Genomic DNA, 15,109 nt, shown 5'->3' with positions numbered 1-15,109 from the left:
GCGTGGAAGTTAGCCGCCGCCACAGGCGCCGCAGCACTGCTTGCTACCCTGCGCGGGTGCAAGCCGGGTGATGGCAACGCGCCAGGTGTCGGGCCCGTGCTCCAGGTAGTCCCAGGAGAATCTGCCGGGCAGGTCCACCATGAACCGCGCATGCAGGGGCTTCGGGTTGTGGTCGTTGATCAACTCCATGGCCTGGCCAGTGCCGAGTTGGTCGAATGTCGAAAAGACCAGCGGATGGCGCTCGCCGGGCGCGAGCTCGCGGAGATCGACCCTGATGTGGGAAGCGGTGTGTGTCATGGGGACTCTTTCAAAGGAATCGCGAGTGGTCTTCATAAGATGCATTCGAGATACACCTATGGTTAGCCATCGGTCCCTGGGCGCTGTTGATCCAGATCAAACGGAGCCGCCGCAGGCAGCACTTTTCTGGTTTTGGCGCGGAAGCCGGCGTGGAGTGCGGGCGATGCAGCGCGCCCAGGCGGGCTTTCACATCAGGGCCTGCCGGGCAGCGAGAGTCGCGGCATGGCGCCGCTTTTGTGTGTGGGCTTGTTTTAGCGGGCGCCTGAGCAGAACGCCTGCCGCTTGAACGTGGGGATTACTGGGGCAGCAATGGGGCCGTGCCGCCCAGGGCGGCCGCATGGGCCTGGCAATAGAGCACCAGTTTTTCCACGTCTTCCGACTTGTTGAACACCTCGTCGGCGCCCAGCTCGCGGCAGTAGTGCAGGATGTTTTCCTGGCTGTGGCTGGTCAGCACCACGACCTTTTGGCGGGAGCTGCGGTGCTGGCAGTCTTTCAGCACCCCAAAGCCTGAGCCTTCGGCGAGAAAGAGGTCGACGATTGCGAGGTCCCAGTCTTCGTGGTGGGAACCCAGCCACTGGCGGGCGCTGGACTCGGAATCGGCGTGGCCGACGAAACGCAGGGGTGCGATTTCTTCCATGGCCTCAACCAGTGTTTTGCGTATGTCCGGCTTGTCTTCGACAAGAAACGCGTTGATGACCATGGGTACCTCTGAAGTTAATCCATGAAGTTAGCCGTCATCCTTTGCCGGGGCTGTGGTCGCGCATCACCGGGGGATGTAGGCTCAATCCCACTGTAGTTCAGCGGGCCCCCCGGAGCGGTAACGGTACGTAACGCTAACGACTTAATCGCCGAACGGTCACGTTGCGCAGATTAGTGGTGGTGGCCGTGCTCGCCGTGCACATGGCGGTGGGCAATTTCTTCTTCCGAAGCGGCGCGCACGTCAGTCACTTTCAGGGTGAAACGCAGGGCCTTGCCGGCCAGCGGGTGGTTGCCGTCCAGCAGGACGGTGTCGCCCTTGATCTTGGTGACGTTGAAGACATGCTCGCGGCCGTCGTCGCCCCGGCCTTCGAGCTGGCCGCCTACCTTGACCCCGGGCGGAAACTGCGTGCGGGGAATAGTGCGCACCAGGCTTTCGTCGCGCAGGCCGAAGGCGTCCGCCGGCTCCAGGGCCAGCACGGTCTGGAAGCCTTTTTCCTGGCCGTCCAGAGCCTCTTCGATCTTGGGAAGGGTGTTGCCGTAGCCGCCGTGCAGGTAAACCATGGGTGCGCTGCTTTGCTCAACCAGCTTGCCCTGGGCGTCTGCCACCTTGTAGCTAAGGGTAACGGCGGTGTCTTTTCCGATTTTCATGGTGTTTTTCCAGATCTCTGGTGCGTGAAAAACGCTGATTCTCGCCGACCCGGGCCAAAATTGTCCGGACGGCCGGAACAGGGAGACGTTGTGCGGGGGCAGGACGGCTGATGTTGAAAGCTGCCGGGGAGGCCCCAGATGCGTTTTTTCCCCCCCCCGCCTTCCTGCCTGCTTCCGCCCGCTTTTGCCTGTTTTTTTTTTGATCACGACGCCCTGCCATGAACCCCATCGACACCGAAACCATTGAACTGCTTCCGGCCACCGCCGTACCGCGGCAGCTGTTTGTGCTGCTGCACGACGCGGGCGGCACGGCGGCCGACATGCTGGAGCTGGGCAACCTGCTGGGCGGTGCGTTTCCCGAGGCGGCCGTGCTGATTCCGGAAGGCCTTTCGGGTCCGCATGCCGATGCGGCAGGCGCTACCGCTGCGGGCAAAGATGACGCCGCTGCGCTGGCCGCGCGCGTGGAAGTTCTGGCGGCTTTTGTGCGTGCGCAGCAGCAGCGCTTTGAGATCCTGCAGTCGGACACCGCGCTGGCCGGCTTTGGCGCCGGTGCCAGCCTGGCGCTGGCGCTGAGTGATGCACACGACGGCCTGGCCGGCCGCCTGCTGGCCTTCGGCGGCGGCTACCAGATCTGGCCGGCAAAAGCGCCCGCACTCACCACCCTGCATCTGCTGCACGGACAGAACGACGACGTGGTGCCGCTGGCACGCACGCGCGGCGACTTCGACCACCTGATGGAACTGGGCGCCGACGCCACCCTGGACGTGGCCGCCAGGCTGGGCCACGAGCTACACCCCGCGCTGATGGACCAAGCCGTGACGCGTCTGCAGACCTGTGTGCCGCTGCGGCACTGGAAAGCAGTTTAGAGAATCACCCCCGTCCAGGCTCACTGCGTGTAGCCTGTTCCCCCCTCAAGGGGGCGGTGAACCGGTACACCCCTATCGGGCTCACTGCGTGTAGCCCTTTTCCCCTTGCAGGGGACGGTGCCTGCGGCCCGGCAAAGCCGGTTCCGCGGCACCCGCTGGCTTGGAATCGGGTGCGGTGGCTCAGGTATTCCTCAAGAAAATAGTGCTGAGAGCCAAGCGGAACGGGTGCAGGCAGCTCCTAAATCAATAGCAACGGGGTGCGCACCGGATACGGAGCCTTCGACAGGCTCGGGATGATCGGATCGCGCTGTGCAACCGCGGCGAGCTCTTAAGCCAGCATGAGCCGTGGAACCGGCTTTGCCGGGCCACAGGCGGGCGGCCCCCGAGGGGCTGGAGCCCGCGGCTCCAAGCCTGCCTGCGCAGGCTTGGACGGGCGACAGAGGCGAAGCGTCTCGCGAGCCGCGGCCTGCAAGGCCTCGGAAGCTACACGCAGTGAGCGACCGTGGGGGCTCGGCTAGCAAGGCCGCAAGGCCTTGCCCGCCAACTGCGGCTTGAGCAACTCCAGTTTGGCCATGAGCGGCGCATCAACGGCCGGGAGTTTGAGCAGCTGGCCGCGTATTTCAGGCTGCTCCTGTACCACCTTGGCGGTGCGCACGCCGCGCGTGGCGACCTTGGCCAGTTCACGCTCGGCGTCGGCCTGGGAACTGAAATGGCCCAGCGAGAGGCCTGGTCCCAGCGAGGAGTTGAGCAAGGGCTCAAACGACACGCCCATGCCGCGCAGCTCGCTGCGCTTTTTGGCCAGCGTGTCCTCGTTGGTGTATTTGCCCATGTAGACGATCCATCGGCCCGGCTCCGAGCTGTTCTCGAGTGACCAGCTGCCGATGGGCAGGCCGGCCTCCAGGCCGAAGCGCAGGGCGATGGTCTGCTCGGGGGTGAAAAGGCCGGCTTGCAGGCATTCAGGGGCGGGCGGCGGCGCTGCAGCGGCGGTGCTGGTGCTTTCCAGCTGGCCGGCATCGGTGGCGCTCAGAAGGCGCATCGCCTTGGGCCGGATTTGCTGCGTCAGGCGCTGGGGTTCGGCCTGCACGGCGGGTGCAAAACCGTAGTCGGCCAGCAGGCCTTGCGTCCAGGCGAAGTAGCCCGCGTTGGCCAGGACCAGCGCCAGCACCAGCAGCCTCAACATGGGCGCGCATCCTTCGCAGGCTGCGCCGCCACGGGCCGTACGCTGACTTCGGAACTGGTGATTTGTTTCATGCCAGCCGCAGTATGCACCAGCAGCGCGCCGTTTTCGCCTACGCCGTGGGCTGTGCCTTCCATGCCGTTCTGGCCGTCAGACAGCTGCACGGCCCGGCCTGCCAGAACGTCGCGCGCCGCAAAGCGCGCCTGGAAAGGCGCAAAGCCAAAGCGTTCAAACGCCTGCATCGCCTGTACCAGCGGCGGCACGATGCGCAGCAAGGTGGCGGGTGCGTCCAGCGCCGGCAGCAGCGTCTGCAAGCCGCCCGGCGGAATGCCGGGCATGGCGGGTGCGGCAGCCGCAACGGGGATGTCCACCGCGCGGATGTTGATGCCGATGCCGACCACCACGTAACGGACGCCTTCCCAGCTGGCGGTTTCCACCAGGATGCCGGCCAGCTTGCGGTCGCCTTCGGGTGTGGACAGCCAGAGGTCATTGGGCCATTTCAGGCCGATGCGGGGTTTGGCGGCCTGGCCGGAGGCGCTGCCGGCGAACGGCTCGAGGCTTTCGGCCACGCTGATGCCGGCCACCAGGGAGAGGCCGGACCAGTCGGCGGGCGCAAGCGGCAGGCCCAGCGAAAACGTGAGGCTGTCGCCGCGGCGGCTTTGCCACTGGCGGCCCAGCCGGCCGCGCCCGGCGGTTTGCTGTTCGGCCACCAGCAGCAGGGGCTCTGGACGGGGCAGGACACCGGGGCTTCCGCGAAAACGCCGCATCAGCTCGGTGTTGCTCGAATCAATCTCGGGCAGGACTTCCACCGTGAACCCCGGCAAGGACGGCGCCAGGGCCTCCCAGAGAGCTTCGGCGGGCCAGCGGATGGGGGATGTAAGGGGAGTGCTCATGAGAAGGTTGCAGCCGCTTGCGCAGGCGGCATGGCCTGTGAAGCGGGCTCAGTCCTTCTTTTTCTTTTTGGGTTTCTTGCCGGCCTTTTTATCGGCTGCCTTTTTGTCGGCCTTGGCTTCAGCCTTTTTGCCGGCTTTTTTGTCGGACTTCTTTTTGTCCTTGCTCTTGTTCTTTTTCTTGCCTTCGTCGTCCTTGGGCGCCAGCAGGGTGCCGCGGCAGTTTTTGGCGCCGCACCAGCAGGGGTATTCGGCCAGCAGCTTCTTGGTGTAGGGCGCGTCGATGATCAGGCCGTAGTCATAGAACAGCTCTTCGCCGGCCTTGATGTTGCGCAGCGCCTTGATGAAGACGCGGCCGCTCTCTTCGTCGGCTTCGCAGTTGGGCTTGCAGCTGTGGTTGATCCAGCGCGAGGAATTGCCGCCGTGCTTGGCGTCGATCACATGCTCTTCGTCGATGTGGAAGTAGAACGTGTGGTTGGGGTCCTTGGGGTCGTGCGGGTGACGGCGCAGCGCCTCTTTCCAGTTGATGATTTCGCCGACGTATTCGATCAGCGTTTCACCTTCAGCCAGGTCCTGCACGGCGAACACACCCTTGCCGTGGACGCCGGAACGCCGCGTCTGGATGCGGCGCCCGTCGGCAGCCGGAGCCGCGGGTTTGGAAGGAGATGCGGGGACTGCGGAAGCCTGGGTTTTTGACACGACGTATTTTTTTGGTATGGTTAATTCATGCATGTGCGCGTGCGTGCGCACCCGCGCGCGTACATGCGCGAGAGCCGCTATTGTAGTGATGCGCCCAAGGAGTCCCCGTGTTCAACCGCAGAAACCTGATGCAGACCGCTGCTGCCCTTGCCTTGCCGACCGTGGCGGGGCTGGGCCTGCCGGCGTGGGCCAAAGGCGGGGAAAGCCCCTTGCCCAAGGCCGGCAGCACCCTGCCTTTGCCCGCCGTCACGCTGCTGGACGGCAGCGCCTGGAAGCCTGCCGAGGTGGCCGGAAAGACGCTTGTGGTGTACTGGTGGGCCAGCTGGTGCCCTTTTTGTGCGGTGCAGTCGCCCCATATAGAAGCTTTGTGGCGGGCCCAGAAGGCCAACGGGCTGGAGGTGCTGGCCCTGTCGATTGACAAGCAGCCGGCAGCCGCCGCTGCCTATATGAAGACCAAGGGCTACAGCTTTCCCGCCGGGATGCTGACCCCCGAGGTCGCCAAATCCCTGCCCAAGCCGGTGGGCCTGCCCGTGGTGGTGGTGCTCAAGGTGGCGGCGAACGGACGCGAAGGCAAAGTCGTATTTGCCGAAAGCGGGGAAATGTTCCCCGAAGATGTAGAAGGTTTGAAGAAGTACTTATGAAAACTCTGGTGATTGCAGAAAAACCCTCGGTCGCACAAGACATTGTGCGGGCGATCACGCCTACGGCCGGCAAGTTTGAAAAGCACGACGAGTACTTTGAAAGCGACGAGTGGCTGGTCACTTCGGCCGTGGGCCACCTGGTCGAGATCCAGGCGCCGGAAGAGTTTGACGTCAAGCGCGGCAAGTGGAGCTTTGCCAACCTGCCGGTCATTCCGCCCTACTTTGACCTGAAGCCCATGGACAAGACGAAGACGCGGCTCAACGCGATCGTCAAGCTGACCAAACGCAAGGACGTGGGCGCCCTCGTCAATGCCTGCGACGCGGGCCGCGAAGGCGAACTGATCTTCCGGCTGATCCAGCAATACGCCAACAGCAAGCACCCGGTGAAACGGCTGTGGCTGCAGTCCATGACGCCGGCAGCCATCCGCGACGGCTTTGAGAGCCTGCGCACTGAAAAGCAGATGCAGGGCCTGGCCGATGCGGCGCGCTCACGCTCGGAAGCCGACTGGATGGTCGGCATCAACGGCACGCGCGCCATGACGGCCTTCAACTCGCGCGACGGCGGTTTCTTTTTGACCACCGTGGGCCGGGTGCAGACGCCGACGCTGTCGGTGGTGGTGGAGCGCGAGGAAAAAATCCGCAAGTTCGTGAGCCGCGACTACTGGGAAATCCACGCGACCTTCCTGGCCGAGGCCGGCGAATACCCCGCCAAGTGGTTTGACCCGAAGTGGAAAAAAGCCGCGGCCAATGCCGACAACACGGAGCCCGATGCCGAACTGAAAGCCGACCGGGTCTGGTCCGAGCGCGAAGCCATGGCCATTGCCGAAGCCGTGCGCGGCAAGTCCGCCACGGTGACGGAAGAAAGCAAGCCCACCACGCAGGCCGCCGGCCTGCTGTTTGATTTGACCTCCTTGCAGCGCGAGGCCAACGGCAAGTTCGGTTTTTCGGCCAAGACGACGCTGTCGATTGCGCAAAGCCTTTATGAACGCCACAAGGCCCTGACTTATCCGCGTACCGACTCGCGCGCGCTGCCCGAAGACTATTTGCCGGTGGTCAAAAAGACCTTTGAAATGCTGGAAAGCAGCGGCATGAAGCACCTGGCGCCGCACGCGGCGACGGCGCTGAAGGGCAATTACATCAAGCCCAGCAAGCGTATTTTTGATAACGCAAAGGTGAGCGACCACTTCGCCATCATCCCAACGTTGCAGGCGCCTAGCGGCCTGAGCGAAGCCGAACAAAAGCTGTATGACCTGGTGGTGCGCCGCTTTATGGCGGTGTTTTTCCCGAGCGCCGAATACCTGGTCACCACGCGTATTTCACAGTCGGTCGGCCACAGCTTCAAGACTGAAGGCAAGGTGCTGGTCAAGCCGGGCTGGCTGGCGATTTACGGCAAGGAAGCCGCCGACGAAGTAGCCGACGCCAAGGACGGCGACAAGGGCCAGAGCCTGGTGCCGGTCAAGCCGGGCGAAATGGTGCGCGCCGAGGTGGTCGAAGCCAAGGGCCTCAAGACCCGCCCGCCCGCCCGCTATTCAGAAGCCACCCTGCTGGGCGCGATGGAAGGCGCCGGCAAGACGATTGACGACGACGAGTTGCGCGAAGCCATGCAGGAAAAAGGCCTGGGCACGCCGGCCACGCGCGCTGCCACGATCGAAGGGCTGATTGCCGAGAAATACATGCTGCGCGAAGGCCGCGAGCTGATCCCCACGGCCAAGGCCTTCCAGCTCATGACGCTGCTGCGCGGACTGGACGTGCAGGAGCTTTCAAAGGCCGAGCTCACCGGTGAGTGGGAATTCAAGCTGGCGCAGATGGAACACGGCAAGCTGAGCCGCGAAACCTTCATGGCCGAAATTGCCACCATGACCGAGCGCATGGTGGCCAAGGCCAAGGGCTACGACAAGGACACGATCCCCGGCGACTACGCCACGCTCTCGGCACCCTGCCCCAACTGCGGCGGCGTCATGAAGGAAAACTACCGGCGCTACACCTGCACCGGCAAGAACGGCGACGACGGCTGTGGTTTCAGCTTCGGCAAGACGCCGGCGGGCCGCACCTTTGAAGTGGCTGAGGTTGAGCAGTTCCTGCGCGACAAGAAGATCGGCCCGCTGGACGGCTTCCGCTCCAAGGCTGGATGGCCTTTCACCGCCGAGATGGTGATCAAGTTCGACGAAGAGACGAAGAACTACAAGCTCGAATTCGACTTCGGCGACGACAAGAATGCCGAGACCGGCGAGATCGTCGACTTTGGCGACCAGCAGTCGTTGGGCCCCTGCCCGCGCTGCGCCGCGCGGGTGTTCGAGCTCGGTAAAAACTACGTCTGCGAAAAGTCGGTGCCCACGCTGGCCCAGCCCACGCCCAGCTGCACCTTCAAGACCGGCCAGGTGATCCTGCAGCAGCCGATTGAGCGCGAGCAAATGCACAAGCTGCTGGAAACCGGCAAGACCGACTTGCTCGACAAGTTTGTCTCCATGCGCACGCGCCGCCCCTTCAAGGCCATGCTGGCCTGGGACAAGGAGGCCGACAAGGTGAACTTCGAGTTTGCGCCGTCCAAGTTCCCGCCGCGCAAACCGGCGGCCGCCAAGACCGGCACGGTCAAGACGCCTTTCGGCAAAACGGTCGCCGCGAAAACGGCAAAAGCACCGGCAGCCAAAAAAGTCGCCGCCAAGAAAACGCCCGCCGCCAAAACCGCCAAGCCCAAGACGCCTCGCGTCGCCAAGCCGGGGGCTGGCCTCAAGCCCAGCGACGCGCTGGCTGCGGTGATTGGTGCCGAACCGGTGGCACGCACCCAGGTCATCAAAAAGCTCTGGGACTACATCAAGGCCGAAGGCCTGCAGGACGCGGCCAACAAGCGCGCCATCAACGCCGACGCGAAGCTGCTGCCCGTGTTCGGCAAGCCGCAGGTGACGATGTTTGAGCTGGCCGGGATTGTCGGCAAGCACCTGAGCGCGGAATAAGCGGGCAGGTGCGGGCGTAACTGCTATTGTTTTAATAGCTGCTGACGCCCGCCCTGATTGCCTTGCAGGCCATTTTTATACTCAAATGAGGCGGATGCAGCCCTCTCCGGGGCTGTTTCAGCTGCGCAGGCCGGGCTGCTCAGTGCAACTGCAGCGCGGGCCAGCCGCGCTCAGTCCCAATCGCTGCCAGCGTCGCATCGGCATTCACAGTCACCGGGTGTTTCACGGCTTCCAGCAGCGGCAGGTCGTTGATGGAATCGCTGTAGGCGGTGGTCTTGCAATCCTTGAAGCGCAGGCCGCGTGCGGTGAGCCAGGCATGCAGGCGCTCGACCTTGCCTTCGCGCATGTTCAGCACGCCGGTGGTGCTGCCGGTGAAACGGCTGCCCTGCATCTCGGGCTCGGTGGCAATCAGGTGCTCGATGTCGAAGTAGATGGCCGTGAGCTCGGTGATGAAGCGGTTGGTGGCCGTCGTCATGACCACCAGGTCGCCGGCTTCCAGGTGCTTGTCGACCAGCGCGATCGCGGCTGGCGTGATGCGCGGCACGACCCATTTGGCCAAAAACTCCTGCCGCATCGGCTCCCACTCCTGGGCCGTGCGCCCGGCCAGGGTGCCCACATAAAAATCAGCGAACTCCTTCAGGCCCACGGTGCCCGCCTTGTAGCGCGCCGCCATGTCGGCATTGCGCGCAGTGAATTCGGTCTTGCCCAGATAGCCCTTTTCAATCAGGAAGTCGCACCACAGCACATCGCTGTCACCGTTGAGGACGGTGTGGTCCAGGTCGAAAAGGGTGAGCTTCATGTTCAGGCTTGACGGAGATGCCAGGCCTTTGGCCGGGTGAATGTCTGGATACCGTAGGTGGACAAGGTCAGGCCCACACCGGAATCACCGTAGCCGCTCCAGGGCAAACGCGGGCTGACGCGGTCGCAGCAGTTCCAGTAAACGCTGCCGGCGTTGACCTGGGACAGCAGCGTCCTGGCGCGCTTTTCGTCGGGCGTGAAGACGCCGGCGGTCAGGCCGTAGCGTGTGTCGTTCATGAGTTTGACGGCTTCTGCATCGCCCGACACTTTCTGGATGCCGATCACCGGCCCGAAGCTTTCCTCACGCATCAGCTCCATGCTGTGGTTGACATTGCTGAACACCGTGGGTTCATACCAGGTGCCGGGTCCAGCGCCGCGCTTGCCACCTGCCAGCAGGGTCGCCCCTTTGGCTTTGGCATCGGCGACCTGGGCATCCAACACCTCTAGCTGCGGCGCGCGGGTGATGGCCCCGATATAGGTGTCTTCGCTCATCGGGTCGCCGGTCTTGAAAGTCTTCACGGTGTCTACAAAGGCGGTGACGAACGCGTCGTAAATTTTTTCGTGCACGTAGATGCGCTCGACCGAGCAGCAGCTCTGGCCGGTGTTGTACATCGCGCCGTCGGCCAGTGATTCGGCGGCGTTCTTCACGTTGGCGTCTTCGGTCACGTAAGTCGGGTCCTTGCCGCCCAGCTCCAGTTGCAGCTTGACCATGCGCGGGCCGATGGCTTTTGCGATCTTTGCACCGGTGGCATAGGAGCCGGTGAAAAAGAGGCCGTCCACCGGCTGCTCCATCAGCGCCGCACCAACTGCGCCGCCGCCGATCAGCAGCACAAACACGTCTTGCGGAACACCTGCCGCATGCAGCAGGCGCGCGATGGCCTGGCCCGTCATGGCCGCATATTCGGAAGGCTTGTAAAGCACGGCATTGCCTGTCAGGAGCGCGGGAATGAATACATTGCCGCCGACAAACCAGGGGTAGTTCCAGGCCGAAATATTGGCGACCACGCCCAGCGGGGTGTGCTCGATCTGCTCGCTCATGCCGCCATCGGAAAACACGGTCTGCGTGGCCGTGGAGGCGTCAAGCTCTGCCAGGAAAAAATCAATACGACCCAGCAGGCCGTTGAGTTCATTGCGTGACATCTTGATCGGTTTGCCGGTCTCTCGCGTCATGACGGCCGCCAGGGTGTCGAGCTCTGCAACGATGCCGGCACGAAAGCGCGTGATGCAGGCCTTGCGCTCGGCCACCGGCACGGCGGCCCACGCAGCCTGCGCGGTGCGCGCCTGCTTTGCCTTGGCAGCAACAGAAGCCGCGTCGTCAGCAGGCAGTTCGGTGATCATCTCACCTGTGGCGGGGTTATGAATGGCGAGTTTGGTCATGTTTGTTGGCTTTGCTTTTGGCCGCCGCTACGGCGGTGAGGAAATCATCGAGTACGGCGGCGTCGTCAATCGTGTCGGAGCCGGGTTTATGGAATTCGGGATGCCACTGGGTGGCGGCGATATAGCTCTTGGTTTTGTCCTTGCGGCGTATCGCTTCCACGATGCCGTCGTCCACGCTGAAAGCCTCGGCTTCAAACTCGGGTGACAAATCCTTGATGCCCTGGTGGTGGATGCTGTTCACGCGCACGCGCTCCACGCCGGGGTACATGGCGGAAAGCCTGGAGCCCTGCACGATGTTCACGCTGTGGAAGTTCTGGTCGTAAGTGACGGCGTCCCGGTGAACGAAAGAGTTGGGAATCTGCGTGTTGATGTCCTGGTAGAGCGTGCCGCCGAATGCAACATTGAGCAATTGCAGGCCGCGGCAAACGCCAAACACCGGTTTGCCGGCTCTTTCAAACGCGGCTACCAGTGCCTTGTCGTATTCGTCACGCACACGGTCGCCCGACCATTTTTCTTCCAGCGGCTCTTCACCGTAACTGCCGGGCCAGACGTCGGCGCCGCCGTGCAGTACCAGGCCGTCCAGCCACTGGGCATAGTGCTCATAGGTCACGTCGCCGCGCTGCGTGCTGCCCGTCGGGCAAGGCACCATGACGACCATGGCGCCGGAAGACATGACCCAGTGTGCGATCGACTGCTCGACGTATTGCAGCGTCTTGCCGGTGAAGAAGGAACGAGTCGGATCGGCATGCGAAAAACACGCCGACAACCCGATTTTGAGACGACTGGCGGAAGTCATAGAGCCCCCACGCTTTTCACTTCGTGTAATGCGCGAGGCCTTGCAGGCCGCGGCTCGCGAGACGCTTCGCCTCTGTCGCCCGTCCAAGCCTGCGCAGGCAGGCTTGGAGCCGCGGACTCCAGCCCCTCGGGGGCGCTACGCCTGCGGCCCGGCAAAGCCGGTTCCGCGGCGCCTGCTGAACAGGGAACCTGTATCGCACGACGCATAGTCATCACGAGGGTTGCCATGTCGGTGTTCATAAAGCAGTCTCGAACAATCGTTGGAAGTCTTCTGACTTGCAGGGCCGTGGATTGGTCTGGTGGCAGATATCGGCGGTGGCGATCTCGACCAGGCGCGGCAGGTGTTCGCGCTTGACGCCGTGCGCCGACAACGGGCCGGTGATGCCGACGCTCTCCTTGAGCTGCTTGAGCCAGGCTACAAAAGCCTTGCCACCGCCGGCCACGCCACATACGTGTGCCAGCTCGTCAAATTTGGCGGGCGCCGATTCGTAGTTCCATGCCAGCACGGTGTCGATCATCAGCGCATTGGCCAGGCCGTGGTGCAGGTCGCACACGGCGCCCAGCGCATGCGCGCAAGAGTGCACGGCGCCCAGGTCTTTCTGGAAGGCAATGGCGCCCATCATGGAGGCCATCATCATGTCGCTGCGCGCCTGCAGGTTGGAAGGTTCCTTCACGGCCTTGAGCAGCGCATGCGCCGCGATGCGCGTGCCCTCGAGTGCAATGCCGTCGCAGAGCGGGTGATAGGCCGGTGAAAGATAACTTTCGATGTTGTGCGTGAGCGCGTCCATGCCGGTGGCGGCCGTTACATGCGGTGGCAGGCCCAGTGTGAGTTCGGGGTCGGCAAACACCACTTTCGCCAGAATTTTTGGACTGAACACCACGCGCTTGAGGTGGGTGTCGTTTTCGCTCACAACCGAGGAGCGGCCGACCTCGGAGCCGGTGCCCGAGGTGGTGGGCAGGGCCACAAAATAAGGCAGCTCGTTGACGATGGGCCGTACCTGGGGGTGGTCCCAGACGTATTCCAGGATGTCGCCCGCGTGCGTGGCGGCGATGCCGACCACCTTGGCCACGTCCAGCGCCGCGCCGCCGCCGAAACCAATCACGCAGTCGGCCTTGTGGGCCTTGTAGGCCGCCGCGCCGTCCATGACCTGGCTGCAGGTCGGGTTGCCGAAGACGCCCGAGAACACGGCCACGTCCAGGCCGGCCAGGTGGGTCTTGAACTCGGCCAGCACGGGCAAGGCGCCCAGCGCCTTGTCGGTCACGATGAGCGGGCGTTTGCAGCCGGCTTCTTTCAGGGTGTCGGCGACGAGCTTGCGCGCGCCTGCGCCGAACTTGATGGTGGTGGGGAAGGAAAAACCGGTGATGCTCATAGTGGTGCGACCTGGAAGTACATGTGTTGTTTGCCGTAAGAGACATTGTTGACCCGAATCGCGTCGGGCTCTATGCCGAAGGATTTAAACCCGCATTTCTCGTAGAGCGCCGTCGCCTCGCGGTTGCCGGCGGTGACCGTCAGCACCACGAGCTCCACGCCACCGGCGCGTGCCTCGTCCAGCACCTTGCCGACCAGCGCCCGGCCTATGCCATGCCCCTGGTATTCGGGCGCGACGTACATCGCGACCAGCGTGGCCTTGTGACGGTTCTTCAGCCGCGTCTCCCGGTTCAGCCCTGCCACGCCGGCCATCGCGCCGTCCACAAAGGCGGCCCACATGACGGTGTCGCCTGCGGGCGAAAGGCGCTTTTCGGTGTCGGCCAGCACGCGCAGGTTTTCTTCCTCGAAGCTGGAGGTGAAGGCGTCCGCATGCTCGCGCAGGCCGCGCAGGCGGAATTCGCGGTAAATGGCGGCGTCGGGCACGGTGAGCCTGCGGATGAGGAGGTCAGATGATTTCAAAATAGCGTTTCATTTCCCAGTCGGTGACGGCGTCCAGCCATTGGCGCCATTCCCACTCGCGCGTTGCCGCGAAGTGATCCACGAAAGTATCGCCCAGCCAGTCGCGCGCGATGTCCGATTTCTGGAAAATACGTGTGGTCTCGATCAGGGTGCGCGGTGCGCGGGCAATGTGTTCGGCTCCCTGGTTGGTGCCGGTGATCGGCGCGCCCAGCTTGAGGCCTTTTTCGACGCCGTCCAGTCCCGCAGCGATGACGGCCGCCATCGCCAGGTAAGGGTTCACGTCGGCGCCGGGGCAACGGGTTTCCAGCCGGGTGGCTTTGGCGCTGCCTGCGATCACGCGGAAACTTGCAGTGCGGTTATCCATGCCCCAGGTCGGCTTCACAGGCGCCCAGAAGCCGTCGACCAGGCGCTTGTAGCTGTTGATGGTGGGCCAGATCATGGGGCCAAACTCCATCATGCAGGCAACCTGGCCGGCGACGTAGCTCTCGAACAGCTTGCTCATCTTGCGCGGGTGCTTTGCGTCGAAGAACAGGTTGGTCTTGCCGTCCGACAAACTCTGGTGGATGTGGCCGCTGCAGCCCGGCAGCTGCTGGTGGGGCTTGGCCATGAAGCTGGGCATGATGCCAAAACGCGAGCCGATCTCTTTGGCGCCGGTCTTGAACAGGATGGCGCGGTCGGCCTGCTCCAGTGCCTCGCTGAAGCCAATGGCTACTTCATACACGCCCGGCCCGGTTTCGGTGTGCAGGCCTTCGATCGGGATGCCGAAGGCCAGCATCTCGTCCATGATGGCGTTGAAGAAATCCTGGTTCTCGTTCATGCGCAGCAGCGAATAGCCGAACATGCCGGGCGTGAGTTTTTCAGCCCCTACGCCGTTTTTCGCGGCCCAGCTGTGCGGCGTTTCCAGGAAGTTGAACCATTCGAACTCCATGCCGGTCATGGGCATGAAGCCCATTTTTTCGGCGCGCTTGAGCACGCGCTTGAGCGTCTGGCGTGGGCACACGGCGTGCGGTGTGCCGTCGGCATTCACGAATTCACCCAGCACAAAGGGCACGTTGTTGTCCCAGGGCACGTGGCGTGTGGTGGCCAGATCCAGCCGTGCCAGTGCGTCCGGAAAGCCGTGCTGCCACCCTGTCACCGAGGTATTGTCGTAGCAGTTGTCCATCATGTCCCAGCCCAGCACCACGTCGCAAAACCCGAAGCCCCCGGCGGGGTAGGGTTCGGCCGCACCGAAGAATTTGTCTTTGTGCAGGTATTTGCCGCGCAGCACGCCGTCGATGTCGCTGACGGCAACCTTCATCTTGTTGGCGCCCGACTTGCGCAGCATCTCAAGAGCCGGGTGGGGTGCGGAGGGTTTGGAGGTCTTTTTGGGCATGGTGGTGGGCG

The 15,109-nt window shown here is 63.5% G+C and carries 15 protein-coding genes; 3 read left to right on the top strand and 12 right to left on the bottom strand.

Going from position 1 to position 15,109, the window contains the following annotated elements; genetic code table 11:
- Positions 1–9: 9 nt before the first annotated feature.
- The 3 genes from AC1DYR_RS15620 to AC1DYR_RS15610 all read right to left on the bottom strand — a co-directional run bounded on the left by AC1DYR_RS15620 (position 10) and on the right by AC1DYR_RS15610 (position 1,644).
- Positions 10–297: a DUF2249 domain-containing protein gene (locus AC1DYR_RS15620; RefSeq protein ID WP_477705884.1), complete on the bottom strand. Its 288-nt coding sequence runs from the start codon at positions 295–297 to the stop codon at positions 10–12.
- A gap of 295 nt (positions 298–592) precedes the next feature.
- Positions 593–997 carry a response regulator gene (locus AC1DYR_RS15615; protein ID WP_477705883.1) on the bottom strand — a complete coding sequence of 135 codons (405 nt, stop codon included), beginning with the start codon at positions 995–997 and terminating at the stop codon, positions 593–595.
- Positions 998–1,167: 170 nt separating this feature from the next.
- On the bottom strand, positions 1,168–1,644 hold the full coding sequence (locus tag AC1DYR_RS15610; protein WP_477648765.1) for an FKBP-type peptidyl-prolyl cis-trans isomerase: 477 nt from the start codon (positions 1,642–1,644) through the stop codon (positions 1,168–1,170).
- Positions 1,645–1,862: 218 nt separating this feature from the next.
- Between AC1DYR_RS15610 and ypfH the strand changes: the two genes are divergently transcribed.
- Positions 1,863–2,510 (top strand): esterase, encoded by a 648-nt coding sequence (gene ypfH / locus AC1DYR_RS15605; RefSeq protein ID WP_457282039.1) that lies wholly within the window; start codon positions 1,863–1,865, stop codon positions 2,508–2,510.
- Positions 2,511–3,024: 514 nt separating this feature from the next.
- Here the strand turns inward: ypfH and AC1DYR_RS15600 are convergent.
- From AC1DYR_RS15600 to AC1DYR_RS15590, 3 genes are read right to left on the bottom strand one after another with little or no spacing between them, the layout of a single operon-like run.
- Positions 3,025–3,690 carry an SPOR domain-containing protein gene (locus tag AC1DYR_RS15600; protein ID WP_477705882.1) on the bottom strand — a complete coding sequence of 222 codons (666 nt, stop codon included), beginning with the start codon at positions 3,688–3,690 and terminating at the stop codon, positions 3,025–3,027.
- The gene (locus AC1DYR_RS15595) at positions 3,684–4,580 is read right to left on the bottom strand and encodes a biotin--[acetyl-CoA-carboxylase] ligase (RefSeq protein WP_477705881.1); all 897 of its coding nucleotides are present in this window, start codon (positions 4,578–4,580) and stop codon (positions 3,684–3,686) included. The genes AC1DYR_RS15600 and AC1DYR_RS15595 overlap by 7 nt, the downstream gene beginning before the upstream one ends.
- Before the next feature lie 48 nt (positions 4,581–4,628).
- Entirely contained in the window at positions 4,629–5,309 is a 681-nt protein-coding gene (locus AC1DYR_RS15590) for an SET domain-containing protein (RefSeq protein ID WP_477705880.1), read from the bottom strand.
- A gap of 74 nt (positions 5,310–5,383) precedes the next feature.
- On the opposite strand from AC1DYR_RS15590, the gene AC1DYR_RS15585 reads away from it, so the two are divergent.
- Together AC1DYR_RS15585 and AC1DYR_RS15580 are read left to right on the top strand one after the other, a co-directional pair.
- A complete protein-coding gene (locus tag AC1DYR_RS15585; protein ID WP_477705879.1) occupies positions 5,384–5,917 on the top strand; it encodes a TlpA family protein disulfide reductase in 534 nt (177 codons plus the stop codon).
- Positions 5,914–8,868: a DNA topoisomerase III gene (locus AC1DYR_RS15580; protein ID WP_477705878.1), complete on the top strand. Its 2,955-nt coding sequence runs from the start codon at positions 5,914–5,916 to the stop codon at positions 8,866–8,868. Before AC1DYR_RS15585 ends, AC1DYR_RS15580 begins: the two co-directional genes overlap by 4 nt.
- A 139-nt stretch (positions 8,869–9,007) precedes the next feature.
- On the opposite strand, the gene AC1DYR_RS15575 is transcribed toward AC1DYR_RS15580, so the two are convergent.
- The 6 genes from AC1DYR_RS15575 to AC1DYR_RS15550 all read right to left on the bottom strand — a co-directional run bounded on the left by AC1DYR_RS15575 (position 9,008) and on the right by AC1DYR_RS15550 (position 15,098).
- Positions 9,008–9,667: an HAD family hydrolase gene (locus tag AC1DYR_RS15575; RefSeq protein ID WP_477687568.1), complete on the bottom strand. Its 660-nt coding sequence runs from the start codon at positions 9,665–9,667 to the stop codon at positions 9,008–9,010.
- Positions 9,668–9,669: 2 nt separating this feature from the next.
- Positions 9,670–11,043 carry an aldehyde dehydrogenase family protein gene (locus AC1DYR_RS15570; RefSeq protein WP_477705877.1) on the bottom strand — a complete coding sequence of 458 codons (1,374 nt, stop codon included), beginning with the start codon at positions 11,041–11,043 and terminating at the stop codon, positions 9,670–9,672.
- A complete protein-coding gene (locus AC1DYR_RS15565; protein WP_477705876.1) occupies positions 11,021–11,839 on the bottom strand; it encodes a gamma-glutamyl-gamma-aminobutyrate hydrolase family protein in 819 nt (272 codons plus the stop codon). Before AC1DYR_RS15565 ends, AC1DYR_RS15570 begins: the two co-directional genes overlap by 23 nt.
- Positions 11,840–12,074: 235 nt before the next feature.
- The gene (locus AC1DYR_RS15560) at positions 12,075–13,208 is read right to left on the bottom strand and encodes an iron-containing alcohol dehydrogenase (RefSeq protein ID WP_477705875.1); all 1,134 of its coding nucleotides are present in this window, start codon (positions 13,206–13,208) and stop codon (positions 12,075–12,077) included.
- Positions 13,205–13,726: an N-acetyltransferase family protein gene (locus tag AC1DYR_RS15555; protein ID WP_477705874.1), complete on the bottom strand. Its 522-nt coding sequence runs from the start codon at positions 13,724–13,726 to the stop codon at positions 13,205–13,207. Before AC1DYR_RS15555 ends, AC1DYR_RS15560 begins: the two co-directional genes overlap by 4 nt.
- Positions 13,713–15,098: a glutamine synthetase family protein gene (locus tag AC1DYR_RS15550; RefSeq protein WP_477705873.1), complete on the bottom strand. Its 1,386-nt coding sequence runs from the start codon at positions 15,096–15,098 to the stop codon at positions 13,713–13,715. The genes AC1DYR_RS15555 and AC1DYR_RS15550 overlap by 14 nt, the downstream gene beginning before the upstream one ends.
- Between the last annotated feature and the right edge of the window lie 11 nt (positions 15,099–15,109).

This window comes from Polaromonas sp. P1_F9, assembly GCF_056405615.1.
This window is presented reverse-complemented; position numbering and strand designations above follow the sequence as displayed.